The following is a 14,838-nucleotide window of genomic DNA, read 5'->3' as shown; positions in this document are numbered from 1 at the left end:
CCGTAACGCTCCTCGGGCAGTGCCCATGGTCCGGTGGCGCCGTTCCATCCGGCGAGCCAACGCTTGCGCGGCGCGATGGGGCGGTCGGCGAGGCAGAGCACGACATGCGGCTGCGGAAAGTCGGCGCGCGAGGCGGCCTGGCGCAGCGTCAGGTGCTCGACGCTCTCGCCGGCCTCGCCGAGTCGCGCCGCGACGACGAGCGTGCGCGAAGGCACCGCGGGGCTCTGCCCGAGCGCGCCGTCGTGATCCGTGCGCTCGCCGCGCTGCTGCGCGTCCTCACTCCTGCCCTCGCCATCACCCTGTCCCGCGCCGCCCTCACCGTGCGGCATGCCCGGGCTGTTACCCGCGCCGCCACTCTCGCCTCGGCCCTCACCATCGCCGCGCAGCGCGCCGCTGCCCTCACCGTGCAACGCACCCGGGCTGTTACCCGTGCCGTCGCCCTCATCATCGCCGTGCGCCACGCCGCCCTCACTGTGCTGCGCGCCTCGGCCTTTACCCTCGTCGGTACCTCGCGCCACGCCCAGCAGCTCGCGCGCCAACTCCGCCGCTCCTGCTCCGGGGCCTGTTAATAGCGCAACCTTCGGATGCGCCCGACAGACGTTCGCGGCACACCGCAGATCCCGACCATCGCCGGCGCCGTGCATGCTCACGACCAGCGCGTCGTCCCACGGCAGGCCGACCCGGGCGAAGGCGGCAGCAACCGACGACACGGCAGGCACGACCCGCACCCACTGCGGACTCGTTCCCGATTCCGGCGCCGCTTCCGCCAGCTCTGTCTCGCCGACGCGCACGACTCCGCGTTCCGACACCGCGCGCAGGATGCCGAAGAACCCCGGGTCCCCCGACGCGAGGACGGCGGCAGCGCCTTCGTGTCCTGACAGCGCGTCAAGCGCGGGGGCGAGCGGGCCGAGCGTGATCGTCCGCACGGAGGCCGGGAGCTCTGCGGCGCGCAGTTGCCGCGCTCCGCCGACGACGAGGTTCGCCCGTTCGAGCGCCGTGCGTGCGTCGGAAGAGAGGGGTGAGCCGTCCATTCCGATCACGGTGATATCGCCGGACTCGGTCATCTCTGCGCTCCCCATCGTCCGGCGTCCCATCGGTCGCTCGCGGCGACCAGGCGCCTGCCGGTGAAGTCGACCATGGCGACACTCGCGGTGACCCGGCCCTCGGTGAACCGCGCGAGGACGTCGGCGACCTGATCGCACACCGCAGTCCCGCACACGCCGAGAACGCCGGCCGCGTCCCAGACCTCGTATGCGTGGCGCGCCGTGTTCGCTGCCCGTACGCGCTCCGCCAGCTCCGCGTCTCCGGTGGCCGGCCCGGTGATCTCGGCGAGCAGCTCGGTGTCAACCGCCGAACGGGTGTAGTGGGTCATCAGGATCCCGGCGGCGAGCTTTGTGAGCTTGCCGATCATGCCGACGAATGCGACCTCGGGCACGCCGTGCTCGACGGCCTTGCGCAGCGCCGCTCCGGTGAAGTCGCCGACCTCGACGAAGCAGACTTCGGGCAGACCCGGCAGCAGCGCCATCGCTCCCTTCTCGGTGCGCCCGCCGGTGCAGAGTACGAGCGGAGGGATGGTCGCCGCCGCCTCCGCCCGGCTCTGCCCGGCGAGAACGGAGACCGCCTGTTCGACCGATGCCCGCCAGGACGCCGTGGAGAAGGGGCGGACGATCCCGGTGGTGCCGAGGATGGAGATGCCGCCGATGATGCCGAGCCGCCGGTTGGTGGTCTTGCGCGCCATCACTTCGCCGCCCGGCACGGAGATCACCACGCACACGCCCCGCCCGCCGCCGAGGTCGATCGCCTCGCCGACGGCGCGGTCGATCATGGCGCGCGGCACCGGATTGATCGCCGGCCCGCCGATCTCCAGGCCGAGGCCGGGTTTCGTGACCACGCCGACGCCCTCGCCGCCGTCGAGGCCGAGGCCGGGCTCGTCGCGCCAGGTCACTGTCGCGGTCAGGTGCGCTCCGTGGGTGACGTCGGGATCGTCCCCGGCGTCCTTGACGACCACGGCCTGCCAGACATCGGGCTTGATCTGCTCGCAGCGCTCGAGCGGGAACGCAACGCGCTGGCGCCAGTCGCCGTCCTTTCCGGGCAGCGCGATCTCGACTCGGGTCTGCGGCTCCCGGGTGACCAGCGCGACGGTCGCGGCCTTCGCTGCCGCGGCCGCGCAGGTCCCGGTCGTCCAGCCGGTGCGCAGCGCCTTGCCGCCGCGCTGCTTCATGGTGCGCGGCAGATCGGGTTCGCGCAGTTCGCTCATGCCAGGACCTTACTTCGCCTGGCCTGGACCGGCGCCGTGATCACCGTTTCCGCCGACGAGCTCGTCAGCGGTGGTGTGACCGACGGTCATGTGATCGACGGCCGTCTGATCGGCTTCGCGCAGCGCGGCACGGGCGGCCGGTTCGGCGCGGCGGTGTCCATGGAAGTGGCCGGGGTGATAGAGGTGCGAGCGAGTTCCCTCGGAGCCGAGCGCGGGGCCGATCAGGAACAGCGTGTGCTTCCACAGCTTGCGGTCCTTCACGGTCTGCTCGAGCGTGCCGACCGTGCACCACGCCAGCTCCTCGTCCGGCCAGGTCGCCCGCGACGCGACGATCACCGGCGTGTCCTGCGGGTAGCCGCCGGCGAGCAGTTCGGCGGCGAGCCGGCCGGAACGGGCTGCGGAGAGGAACACGGCCATGGTGGTACCGTGCGCGGCGAACGAACGGATCGACTCGCCAGCCGGCATCGGGGTCTTGCCGCCTTCCAGTCGGGTGAGGATCACCGACTGGGCGACCTGCGGAATCGTCAGCTCGCGCCCGGCGCGCGCGGCGACAGCGGAGAAGGCGGACACGCCCGGCACGATCTCGACCTCGAGGCCGAGGGCGTCGGCGCGCTCGAGTTGTTCCTGGATCGCGCCCCAGAGCGAGGGATCGCCGGAGTGGACGCGCGCGACTCGCAGCTCTTCCACCGCGGCGCGTTCGTAGTACGGGATCACGCCTTCGATGGGCAGCGCCGCGGAGTCGACGATCTCGGCGCCGGGGCGGGCGTGCTCCAGGATTTCGGCCTGCACGAGACTGGAGGCCCAGATCACGATGTCCGCCGCGCCGATCGCGCGCGCGCCGCGCAGCGTGATCAGGTCGGCAGCGCCGGGGCCTGCGCCGATGAAGGTGACTTTCCCGCTCACAGCGCGCCTCCTCGGCCGGCGCGGCGAGGCGGCGGGGCGATCAGCGTCGTGAAGTACGGCGCGGACGGAATGACACCGGGCTCGGCGGGTCGGATGATCTGCTCGGTCGGCAGGCCGAGATCGGTGCCGATGACCGTGTGCGCGGCGCGTCCGGCGGCCGCGGCAGCTTCGAGCACGTCACCGAGGCGGCGGCCACCCTTGTATACGACCACGGTCCCGGTGCCGGTGAAGGCGTCGGTCAGCACAGCCTCATCTGCGGTCGCGGGGATCAGGGCCAGCGGTTCGCGGCCTTGGGTGAGCACGGTGCCGGAGCGGGCGGCCAGGTCTTGCATCGCGGTGATGCCGGGAACGGTCTCCACCCGCACATGCTCCTCGCCGCCGAGCGCGATGACGGTCTCGGCAAGATAAGTGAAGGTCGAGTAGACGTTGGGATCGCCGAGTGTGGCGAACGCGATGCGGTCGGCTCCGGTGCTGAAGGCGTCGAGGACGGCGCGCCCGGCCTCGTCCCACGCGGCGGTGCGGTGCGGGGTGACGCCGCCGCTGTCGTCGAGGGCGAAGACGAGGCGCCGGGCGTCGACGCCGGTCGCGGCGCGCACGATCTCTTCCGCGCGTGACGGCTTGTCGGCCGCGGTGCTCGGCGCGAAGACGGCGTCGGCTTCGCGCAGCATGCGCGCGGCCTTCAGCGTCAGCAGCTCCGGATCGCCGGGGCCGACGCCGACGCCGACGAGAGTCAGCGTGCGCATGCGGCCGCCTCGACGATCCGGCGGGCGATCGACGGCGTTCCGGCCCAGTGCAGGTGCAGGTAGGAGGCGTGCACGCGACCGGTGACGTAGCCGTCGGCGACGGTCTCGCCCTCTGCCGCGCGCCAAAGCCACGCGGGTCCGACTGCGGGTTCGGATGCTGACGTCAATTCGGCCGTGTCGGGCGGCAGCGGCTCGATGCGGGTGCGGTGGAACTCGTGGCCGGTGACGCGGGTCCCGGCGTCGCAGAGGGCTGACGTCGCGGGCGCGGCGGCCTCGCGGTAGCCGAGGGTGAGCCGGTCGGTCATCGTGGCGACGGCGGGCAGCACTCCGCACATCGGCGCGCCGTCGAGGGACTGCGCGAGGTAGAGCAGCCCGGCGCACTCGGCGGCGATGACGCCTCCGATGGCGGCCAGCCGCTGGACAGCGTCGCGCAGCGGCTCGTTGGCAGACAGCTCGCCGACGTAGACCTCTGGGAACCCGCCGCCGATGACGAGGCCGGCGGTGCCGTCGGGAAGTTTCTCGTCGCGCAGCGGGTCGACGGGGACGACCTGCCCGCCGGCCGCCTCGAGCAGTTCGGCGTGTTCGGCGTAGGAGAAGGTGAAGGCCGCGCCTGAAGCGATCGCGATGACGGGCCGGGAGGGATTGCTGTTCGGGTCAAGAGGCGCGTCGTGGCCGTCGAGCGCAACGTGGTGCGCGTGCGCGGGTGCTTCCGCGGCGTCAGGTGCGGTTTGTCGGTTCCCGTGTGGTGTGGCGCCGTCGTGGACCGCCGCTTCGGGAGTCCAGTCTCGTGGCGGTAGCGGCGCGGCCGAGCGGGCGATCCGCTCGATCTGCGCGAGGTCCAAGCGCTCGGCGACCAGGTCGGCGAGGGCTGAGACGGCGGCGACCGCTTCCGGGGCGCGCTCGGCGACCGGAACGAGCCCGAGATGACGCGATGGCGCGGCGACCGCGTGGCTGCGGTGCAGTGCGCCGAGGTACGGCGCGCCGATTCCATCGAGCGCTTCAGTCAGGATCTCGCGGTGGCGGTCTGAGCCGACGTTGTTGAGGACGACGCCGGCCAGGCGCAGCGTGGGGTCGAACGAGCGGAAACCGTGCACGAGCGCCGCGACGGATCGGCCCTGGGCGGTGGCGTCCACGACCAGGATGACCGGGGCGCCGAGCAGGTGCGCGACGTGTGCTGTGGAGGCGAAATCACCGCGCCCCACCGCGCCGTCGTACAGGCCCATGACGCCTTCGACGATCGCGAGGTCCGCGCCGCGCGAGCCGTGTGCGAACAGATCGCGCACCCGCTCCTCGCCGGCGAGGAAGGGGTCGAGGTTGCGCCCCGGACGGCCGGGACGGTCCGGTTGGCCCACGCGCGTGGCCAGGCCGTGGTATCCGGGGTCGATGTAGTCGGGTCCGACCTTGAACGGCGCGACGTCGAGGCCGCGGCGGGCGAAGGCGGCGACGAGGCCGGTCGCGACCGTGGTCTTGCCGTGGCCGGACGCGGGGGCGGCGACGACGAGGCGCGGTACGCCCGTCACCACTCGATCCCCTTCTGGCCCTTCTGCCCGGCGTCCATGGGGTGCTTGACCTTCGTCATCTCGGTGACCAGGTCCGCGGCCTCGAGCAGTTCGGGGGCGGCGTCGCGCCCGGTGACGATCACGTGCTGGGTGCCGGGGCGGTCGCGCAGCACCTCGACGACCTCCTTGGCCTCGATCCACCCCCACTTGAGCGGGTAGGTGAACTCGTCTAGGAGGTAGAGCTTGTAGGTCTCGGCGGCCAGGTCCTGCTTGATCCGCTCCCAGCCGGCGCGCGCATTGTCGGCCTGCATCTCGGGATCGGTGTGCAGGTCGCGCGCTGCGCCAGATCCCGGGGGGCGACCCCCGTTCCCCCGAAGCCAGCTCCACCCCTCCCCCATCTTGTGCCAGGCCACCGGGGCGCCCTGGCCGGTCTGGTCGTGCAGCGCGCCGAGGGTCCTGAACACGGGCTCCTCGCCGATGCGCCACTTCGCGGACTTCACGAACTGGAACACCCCGATCGGCCACCCGGCGTTCCAGGCGCGCAGGGCCAGGCCGAAGGCAGCTGTGGTCTTGCCCTTGCCGTGGCCGGTGTGGACGATCAGCAGCGGACGGGTGCGGCGCTGACGGGTGGTCAGGCCGTCGTCGGGCACGTAGAGCGGCTGTCCTTGAGGCATGGCGCGTCAGGCCGCCTTCCGTGTCGTCGGATGCTGGGGCGCGGGCCAGTGCGAGAGCCGGTGGGCTTGTGGCCCGGTGGTCGCGCGCACGGTCGAGGCGAGCGAGTCGACCGCCAGATCGGCCATGGGCACGTGCTCACCGCCGAGCGCGGCCGCCAGAGACGCCGCAAGTCCGAGGCGCACCGGGCCCGCCTCGCAGTCCACGACGATCGAGGCCGTGCCTGTGGATGCGATGTACGCCGCCACTCGCCATACCTCAGCGAGCGCCCAACCGATCGCTGCTGGTCCTGGCGCCGCACGCCCGGCCGCCGTATGTCCTGCCGCCACACGTCCTGCCACTGCTCCCGTGGGCCTGTTATTGGCGTCCGAGGATCCGCCGCCGCTGTGAACACGCGCACCGACGTTGGATCCGCCGCCGTGAATGCGCGCACCGACGTTGAGGCCACTCGCGGTCGCCCGGCCGTCCGTGACCACGATGAGCAGCGGGCGCCTGCGCGGGTCTCTGAGCCGCTCCCGTCGCACCACGTCCGCAGCGGTCGTCAGCCCGGCGGCCAACGGGGTGCGGCCGCCGGTCGGCAGACTCGCCAGCCGTGCAGCGGCGGCCTCGACTGAGCCGGTCGGCGGCAGCGCGACCTCGGCGCTTGCGCCCCGGAACGTCACCAGCCCGACCTTGTCGCGGCGCTGATACGCGTCGAGCAGCAGAGAAAGCACCGCCCCCTTGACCGCGGCCATGCGCGCACGTGCGGCCATCGAGCCCGACGCGTCGACCACGAACAGCACAAGGTTCCCCTCGCGGTCCCGCCGCACCGGCGCGCGCAGGTCGGAGACGTCGAACAGCAGCGGCCCGCCAGCCACCCGGCCACGCTCCAGCTGGCGCGCGGCAGCAGCGCGCAAGGTCGCCGGAAGATGCACCGATCCGGTGGCACAGTCGGGTTTCTCAGCCCCAACGGTGCGTCCGCGACCCGTAGCGCGTCCGGCGGAGCGGCGGCCGGGTACACCCTCGCCGACTCCAGGCACGACGTACAGCTTGGTGCGATACGGCTCGCTCGCCGCTACGGCAGCCTGCTCTTCTCTCCCAGCGCCCACCCCCGCCCCGTTGCCCGCTCCGCCAAGTTTCATGGGCCTGTTATCTGGTCGGATCTCGCCGGGCTCGGGGACGGAAGCCTCTGCGTGAGTGTCGTCTCGGCCGACGTCATTCCGGGCGTCGCCTTGACCGTCGAGCTCGCGTGCGGCGCCAGATGTCATCGCCGGTGGTGCGCCAGCGGGCTCGGGCGCCGACGCCTCGTCTCCCCCGCCCGCGTCAGCACCGTCCGATTCGGAGGGACCACGGCCGTGTCCCGGTCCGTCCGGCTCCGGGCCGTCGTCGGGTGCGTCGGCAAGCGCCTCGTCGAGCTTGTCCTGGTCCAGGCCGGGCGCGTCGAACGGGTTGCGGCGGCGACGGTGCGGCAAGGCCAGCCGAGCCGCTTCACGCACTTCGGCCGCGGTCACAGCAGACAGGCCGCGCCACGCCGCGAGTGCGATCGCGGCGCGCGCGGTCACCAGGTCCGCACGCATGCCGTCGACCTCGAACGCGGCGCACACCCGCGCGATCCGCTCCAACTCGGCATTCGGCAGGACGACCGCGCCGAGGGCGGCGCGCGCCGCGGCGATGCGTTCCCCGAGCTCCCGGTCCGCTGCTGCCCACGTGGCAGCGAAACCGGCTGGGTCGGCCTCGTAGGCCAGACGGCGGCGCACGACCTCGGCGCGGTCGCGCGGGTCGCGGCTCGCGGCGACCTCGACCGTGAGCCCGAACCGATCGAGCAGCTGCGGCCGCAGCTCCCCCTCCTCCGGGTTCATGGTGCCGACCAGGATGAAGCGGGCGGCATGGCGGACCGAGACCCCGTCGCGCTCGACGTGTGCGACGCCCATCGCGGCGGCGTCCAGCAGCACGTCGACCAGGTGGTCCGGCAGCAGGTTGACCTCGTCGACGTAGAGCATGCCGCGGTGCGCGGCGGCCAGCAGCCCCGGCTGGTAGGCGGCGACGCCGTGGCCGAGGGCGCGCTCGAGGTCCAGGGAGCCGGTCAGCCGGTCCTCCGAGGCGCCGACCGGGAGCTCGACCAGCCGGGCGCGGCGCACGTCGGCCTGCGCGTCGGGCGGGTGGGGCCCGTCGGGACAGGCTGGGTCAGAGGCGGTCGGATCGCAGGCGAAACGGCAGCCGGTCACCGCGCCGACCCAGGGCAGCACCGCGGCGAGCGCGCGCACGAGGGTGGATTTCGCGGTGCCCTTCTCGCCGCGCGCCAGCACGCCGCCGACGGCCGGGTGGACGGCGTTGAGGATGAGCGCGAGACGCAGATCCTCCTGGCCGAGCACGGCCGAGAACGGGAACTGCGGATCGGCCGCGAGCGCGGAACCGGTCGAGAACGGCGCGGCGACGGCCACAGTGGGGTGCCTTCCTTCTTTCGGGAGCCCACGCCCGATCGAGCAAGCTGACGACGGACGGCCGGGAGTTCCTGACTCACGCGCGCCCCGACAAGCAGGCAGGCGTCGCGTTCACAGTGGCGGGACCGCTCCGGACTCGGCCGCCGCGCACGTGGCGCGGGCGGGCCTGCACCGGATTCCTCCGTGGCCGTCGCCTAGAGCATAGCCGGGCGCCGAACAGACCCCGCCACCAGTGCTCGGTCACAATCTCGAGGAAGCCGACCCACTGATCACCCTATGGGGTGGTCTTCAGACAAAACGCCGATCGAGCCTGGAGATCACCACATCGAGCTAATGTTCGCTCTTCGGATGTTGGATCATCGGATTGGTCGTTGCTACTCGCCCTCGAGGTCGCCTTCCAGCTCGAGATAGACCTCGCGCAGGCGGTCGAGGGTGTCGGGCTCGGGCTCCGACCAAAGTTTGCGGTCGGCGGCTTCCAGCAGGCGCTCGGCGATGCCGCGCAGGGCCCAGGGGTTCGAGCGGCGCATGAATTGTGCGTTCGTGTCGTCGAAGACGTAGGCGGCGGCGAGTTTCTCGTACATCCAGTCGTCGACTACACCGGCGGTCGCGTCGTAGCCGAACAGGTAGTCCACGGTCGCCGCCAGTTCGAACGCGCCCTTGTAGCCGTGGCGCTGCATCGCCGCGATCCACTTGGGGTTGACCACGCGGGAGCGGAACACCCGGTGCGTCTCCTCGCCGAGGGTACGGGTTTTGACCGTGTCGGGGACGGCGGAGTCGCCCACGTAGGCGGCGGGCGATTCGCCGGTGAGCGCGCGCACGTAGGCGACCATGCCGCCGTGGTACTGGAAGTAGTCGTCGGAGTCGACGATGTCGTGCTCGCGGGTGTCCTGGTTCTTCGCGGCGGCCTCGATGCGGCGGAACGCGGCGTCCATGTCGGCGCGCGCTTCGCGTCCGTCCAGGTCCCGGCCGTACGCGTAGCCACCCCAGACCGCGAACACCTCGGCCAAGTCGGCGTCCGTCTTCCAGTTGCGCGCGTCGATCAGCGGCAGGAGGCCGGCTCCGTACGCGCCGGGCTTGGAGCCGAAGATGCGGGTGGTGGCTCGGCGGCGGGCGCGCGGGTCGCCGTGACCGGCGTAGGTCGCCTCATCGGCGGCTGCGTGAGCCTTGACGTAGTTCTGGTCGTCGAGTTCGTCGAGGTCTGCGACGGTGCGCACTGCTTCGTCGACGAGTGCGACCACGTGCGGGAACGCGTCGCGGAAGAAGCCTGAGATGCGGACGGTCACGTCGATGCGGGGGCGGCCGAGGCGGTCGACGGGGATGATCTCGAAGCCTGTTACCCGGCGGGAGGCGTCGTCCCAGACCGGTTCGACGCCGAGCAGTGCGAAGATCTCCGCGATGTCGTCGCCCTGGGTTCGCATCGCGCTGGTGCCCCAGACGGTGATGCCGACAGAGCGCGGGTAGGCGCCGGTGTCGGCCAGGTGCCGGGCCAGGAGCGATTCGGCGAGGGCCTTGCCGACGTCGTAGGCGTTGCGCGACGGGATCGCCTTGGGGTCCACGGAGTAGAAGTTGCGGCCGGTCGGCAGGACGCCGACCAGTCCACGGGTCGGCGAGCCGGAAGGGCCGGCCGGCACGTAGCCGCCGTCGAGGGCGCGCAGGACGTTGTCGATCTCGTCGGTGGTTCGGGCCAATCGGGGGACGAGTTCGTGGGCGGCGAAGCGGAGGATGGAGGTGATGTCGGGGGTGAGGGCGAGGACGGCGGGGGTAGGGGTGGCGGCCTCGCGGTCGTCGGCGGTAGCCAACGCCGGGGTGGCGGCCTCGGGATCAGCAGGGTCAGCTAGGGCTGGGGCGGGGCGATCGGCAGCGTCAGCTAGGGCGGGGCCGACGGCACGTGCGGCGAGGAAGGCGTCGACGCTCCAGTCCGCGGCGGCGAGCCCTTCGATGAGATCGCGGGCCTCCTGCTCGAACCGGTCGACGTGCGCGGGGTCGGTCTCGGCGTCCTCGGGCAGCCCGGCGGCCGCTGCCAGAGCGCGGCGCAGACCGGGCAGTGCGCCGCCGCGGCCTTCGAAGCCGGCCGCGCCGCCGAACACCTGGCGGGCGCGCAGGATCGCGAGCACGTCGTTGACCAGCTCGGCGCCCTCGGGTGCGCGGCCGAGCACGTGCAGGCCGTCGCGGATCTGCACGTCCTTGATCTCGCAGAGGTAGCCGTCGATGTGCAGGACGAAGTCGTCGAAGTCGTCCGCGCCGGGCATCTGCGGCTGGTGCAGGTCGTGGTGCAGCCGGGCCGCGGTGACCAGCTCCCAGATCTGGGCGCGCACCACTGGGGTCTTGGCCGGGTCGAGCGCCTGGACGGTGGCGTACTCGTCGAGCAGCTGCTCTAGTTTCGCCAGGTCGCCGTAGGAGTCGGCGCGGGCCATCGGCGGGATGAGGTGGTCGACGACGGCGGCGTGGGCGCGGCGCTTGGCCTGGGTGCCTTCGCCGGGGTCGTTGACGATGAAGGGATAGATCAGCGGCAGGTCGGTCAGGACGGCGTCGGGGGCGCAGGAGGCGGACAGGCCCAGGCCCTTGCCCGGCAGCCACTCGAGGGTGCCGTGTTTGCCCAGGTGGATCAGGGCGTCGGCGCCGAAGCCGCCGTGCTCGGGCACGGCGGCGAGCCAGCGGTAGGCGGCCAGGTAGTGGTGGCTCGGGGGCAGGTCGGGGTCGTGGTAGATCGCGATCGGGTTCTCGCCGAAGCCGCGCGGCGGCTGGATCATCAGGACCGTGTTGCCGAAGGTGAGCGTGGCCAGGACGATCTCGGGGCCGTCGGGGCCCGATTCGTCGACGTAGAGGGAGCCGGGGGGTTCGCCCCAGTGCTCGCGGATCGCCTCGCGCAGGTCTTCGGGCAGCGCGGCGAACCAGGCCTCGTATCGGGCGAGCGGTACGCGGGCGGACGCGGCGGCCAGTTGGTCCTCGGTGAGCCATTCGACGTCGTGGCCGCCGGCGGCGATGAGCGAGTGGATGAGGGTGTCGCCGTCCTCGGGGAAGGGGGCGAGGGTGTAGCCGGTGTCGCGCAGCGCGGTGAGCAGGCGGACGGCGGAGGCGGGGGTGTCCAGTCCGACGGCGTTGCCGATACGCGCGTGCTTGGTCGGATAGGAGGACAGCAGGATGCCGATGCGCTTGTCGGCGTTGGGTTTCGCGGACAGCGCGGCGTGCCGGGCGGCGATCCGGGCGATGCGGGCGGCGCGCTCGGGGTCCGCGACGTAGACCGCGATCCCGTCTGCGTCGTACTCCTTGAACGAGAACGGGACGGTGATCAGGCGGCCGTCGAACTCGGGGATCGCGACCTGCATCGCGGCGTCCATCGGGGACAGCGCGGCGTTAGAGTCCTGCCAGTGTGCGCGGGAGGAGGTCAGACACAGCCCTTGGAGCACCGGGATGTCGAGGGCTGCGAGGGCGCCGACGTCCCACGCGTCCTCGTCACCGCCCGCGGAAGCGTCGGCCGCGACGGTCCCGCCGCCCGCGAGCACGGTGGCGATCAAGGCGTCGCAGTTCTTGAGCAGGTCCACCAGTCCGTCGGTGTCGCTCAGGGTGCGCAGCGATCCGCAGAAGACGGGGAGCGGGCTGGCGCCGGCGGCGTCGAGGGCATCGCAGAGGGTTTCGACGAAGGCGGTGTTGCCGGACAGTTCGTGCGCCCGGTAGTAGACGATGCCGACAGTGGGACGCTTCCGTTCGCCGGGGATGCTGTAGCCGCTGTGGACGCCGAACTCGGGCATCGGGAGCGGCGCTTCCGGTTCGATCCCGGGCGCGGCGGCGTCGGCAGGAGCGAGGACGGCGGCGCGCAGGTACCGGGCGAGGCGGGCGAGGTTCTCCGGGCCGCCGGCGATCAGGTAGCGCGACGCCTCGGCGACGACGTTCAGTGGAACCGAGGACAGTGCCATCAGGTCGGCGTCGGGGGTGGCCTCGCCGCCGAGCACGATCGCGGGGATTCCGGCGCGGGCGAGCGCCGCGAGTCCGCGTTCCCATACGCGTGCGCCGCCGAGCAGCCGCAGCACCGCGACGCCGGCTCCGTCGATCAGGGCGCCGAGATCCTCGTCCGAGACGCGCGCGGGGTTCGCGACGCGGTAGCCCTCGGCCGCGGCGCGGGCGGCGAGAAGGTCGGTGTCGGCCGTGGACACCAGCAGGATCGCGGGCGGAGTCGGCGGTACGGCTACAGCGGGCGAGGACATTGGCCGGGGTGCCTTTCACGGTGCTGCGTCGTGGTGCTGGGCGGCGCGGAATCGCGGCGATCTGTCAGCCTAGCGGGCGACGCGTGGGCCCCCGCACGGCGCCGGATCGTGCGGAGAAGAAGCGCCGCGCACTGGGGCGCGAACCGGCGCACTCCGGGGCGCGAAGGCGCGCGACAACCCGCCCTGGCAGCGCGGATGACCGGCGTGGATCAACGCCGTTATCTGATCGTCATCTTTCGGTCGCCGCCCGGTCACCGACCAATACGGTGAAAGCATGATCGTTGGTGTTAGGTTCCCAGTGTGGCCATCCACCACGCCGCGGAGCTCGGCTACCAGCTAGCCGCAGCGGACTACGAGCGCGTCCGACCGTCCTATCCGACCAGGGCGCTCGGTGTGCTCGCCGACGCGCTGAACCTCGGACCGGGCAAACAGGTGGCCGAGGTGGGGGCCGGCACCGGGAAGTTCACCCGGCTGCTGGCGCTGACCGGGGCGCGGGTGATCGCGGTGGAGCCGGTGGCGGCGATGCGGGCGCGGCTGGCCGAGCTGCTGCCCCGGGTGGAGATCGTGGACGGGCTGGCCGAGGCGACCGGGCTCGCCGACGCCTCGGTGGACGTCGTGGTGGCGGCGCAGGCCTGGCACTGGTTCGACCCGGCGGCCGCGCTGGCGGAGGTCGAGCGGATCACGCGCCCGGGCGGGCGCCTCGGGCTGGTGTGGAACACCCTGGACGAGACAGTGCCGTGGGTGTCGGAGTACTCGAGCATCTACCGGCTGTGGCGCACCGACGCGGTGCCCGGGCACCGGGACGGGACCTGGCGCAAGTTCTTCGACACCGTGCAGGGCTGGGATTCGCTCTGCGAGGAGCACGTGCCCAATCCGTATGTGACGGATCGGGAGGGGGTGCTCGGTCAGGCGCTGACCTCCAGCATGATCAGCACGCTCGACGACGGGCGGCGCGCGCAGGTGCGGCGCCAGCTCGAGGAGGTCCTGGAGCGGCACCACGAGAGCCGCGGCGACCGCATCGAGATTCCGTACGTGACGGACCTGTACTGGACGTCGCGCGTCTGACCGCGGCTCGCGGGCCGGTGCCGCCGCGGCGCCGTTGGGCATAGCATGCTCGCGGGACGGGCATTCAACGAGCGCGCACAAACGCGGCGCCGATTCGGGCGCCGCGTTCGTCATCGAATCTTGGGGGCGCTTCCGTGACATATCCGCCGTCATCGGGCCCTGAGCAGCACGGGCAAGGCGACCCGCAGCAGCCGGGCAATCCCGGCCAGCACGGCCAGGATCAGCCCGGTGGCGCGCCGGGCGGCTGGCAGGCGCCCGTACCCGAGCCGACGCAGCAGTATCAGCCGCCGGATTTCACACAGCCGATCTACCCGCAGGCCGGGCAGCAGCCACATCAACAGCCGCCGATGCAACCCTATCCGGGGCAACCGTATCCCGGCTGGGACCCGAATGCGCAGCCACAGCAAGGCCAGTACCCGCAGCCGGGTCAGTACCCTTACGATCAGCCGGGACAGCCGGGATACACCTATCCCTATGGCGGATACGGCGCTCCCCCGCCGCCACAGCACGGCTCGAGGAACGCGATGATCGCCATCACGATCACACTGGCGCTGCTCGCCGGCGGTTTCTCGGCCTACTGGTTCGGTTTCCACGGCAAGAGCCCCACCCCGACGCCGACCCCGATCGCGCTCGGCTCGACGCTCGCGGCCAGCGGGTCCAACGTGGGCGACACGCAAAGCCCGAGCGACGTCGGGTCCTCCGCGCCCGCGCCGTCCTCCACCGATACCACCGGGGCGCAGATCGCCGCTCTCCAGGCGCTGATGGCGACGATGAACGATCAGGGCTGCAAGTCGGCGTTCCAGGCGATCATCACCTTCGAGCAGGCGGCGGCCAGGGACTCGGGCGACTACACCGCGCTGATCGACGACTACGACACCGCGATCAACACCCTGACGGCCGCGCAGGGCGAGGCGCAGAACACGGACGCGGCGGCGGCGATCGGTCAGGTGGTCACCGACTGGAAGGCGTACACGGCGGCGCTGGCCGGCGGGCAGTCGCCGAGTGGCAGCACCATGACGTCCGACGGCCAGCAGTTGGCCGAGGCCTGCTTGGGGACCTGACCGGGCGCGCGGTCCG

The 14,838-nt window shown here is 72.2% G+C and carries 10 protein-coding genes; 2 read left to right on the top strand and 8 right to left on the bottom strand.

Annotated features, from left to right (window positions below; translation table 11 throughout):
* The 8 genes from cbiE to cobN all read right to left on the bottom strand — a co-directional run.
* The coding region (gene cbiE / locus VGZ32_RS06840; RefSeq protein WP_326884998.1) for a precorrin-6y C5,15-methyltransferase (decarboxylating) subunit CbiE at positions 1–1,064 on the bottom strand (1,064 nt) is incomplete at its 3' end.
* Positions 1,061–2,257, bottom strand: a complete 1,197-nt coding sequence (locus VGZ32_RS06835) for a cobalt-precorrin-5B (C(1))-methyltransferase (RefSeq protein WP_326884997.1) — start codon at positions 2,255–2,257, stop codon at positions 1,061–1,063. The genes VGZ32_RS06835 and cbiE, both read right to left, overlap by 4 nt.
* A 9-nt stretch (positions 2,258–2,266) precedes the next feature.
* Positions 2,267–3,160, bottom strand: a complete 894-nt coding sequence (gene cobM / locus VGZ32_RS06830; protein WP_326884996.1) for a precorrin-4 C(11)-methyltransferase — start codon at positions 3,158–3,160, stop codon at positions 2,267–2,269.
* On the bottom strand, positions 3,157–3,903 hold the full coding sequence (gene cobI, locus VGZ32_RS06825) for a precorrin-2 C(20)-methyltransferase (RefSeq protein ID WP_326884995.1): 747 nt from the start codon (positions 3,901–3,903) through the stop codon (positions 3,157–3,159). Before cobI ends, cobM begins: the two co-directional genes overlap by 4 nt.
* Positions 3,891–5,423, bottom strand: a complete 1,533-nt coding sequence (locus VGZ32_RS06820; RefSeq protein WP_326884994.1) for a cobyrinate a,c-diamide synthase — start codon at positions 5,421–5,423, stop codon at positions 3,891–3,893. Before VGZ32_RS06820 ends, cobI begins: the two co-directional genes overlap by 13 nt.
* Positions 5,420–6,076, bottom strand: a complete 657-nt coding sequence (cobO, locus tag VGZ32_RS06815; protein WP_326884993.1) for a cob(I)yrinic acid a,c-diamide adenosyltransferase — start codon at positions 6,074–6,076, stop codon at positions 5,420–5,422. The genes VGZ32_RS06820 and cobO overlap by 4 nt, the downstream gene beginning before the upstream one ends.
* A gap of 6 nt (positions 6,077–6,082) precedes the next feature.
* Entirely contained in the window at positions 6,083–8,494 is a 2,412-nt protein-coding gene (locus VGZ32_RS06810) for a VWA domain-containing protein (protein ID WP_326884992.1), read from the bottom strand.
* Positions 8,495–8,868: 374 nt separating this feature from the next.
* Entirely contained in the window at positions 8,869–12,696 is a 3,828-nt protein-coding gene (gene cobN, locus VGZ32_RS06805; protein WP_326884991.1) for a cobaltochelatase subunit CobN, read from the bottom strand.
* A 300-nt stretch (positions 12,697–12,996) separates the two neighbouring features.
* Between cobN and VGZ32_RS06800 the strand changes: the two genes are divergently transcribed.
* Positions 12,997–13,761: a class I SAM-dependent methyltransferase gene (locus tag VGZ32_RS06800; RefSeq protein WP_326884990.1), complete on the top strand. Its 765-nt coding sequence runs from the start codon at positions 12,997–12,999 to the stop codon at positions 13,759–13,761.
* Positions 13,762–13,895: 134 nt separating this feature from the next.
* Entirely contained in the window at positions 13,896–14,822 is a 927-nt protein-coding gene (locus VGZ32_RS06795) for a hypothetical protein (RefSeq protein WP_326884989.1), read from the top strand.
* Positions 14,823–14,838 lie beyond the last annotated feature (16 nt).

It is taken from the genome of Actinocrinis sp., from assembly GCF_035938995.1.
Taxonomy (GTDB): domain Bacteria; phylum Actinomycetota; class Actinomycetes; order Streptomycetales; family Catenulisporaceae; genus DASZGI01.
This window is presented reverse-complemented; position numbering and strand designations above follow the sequence as displayed.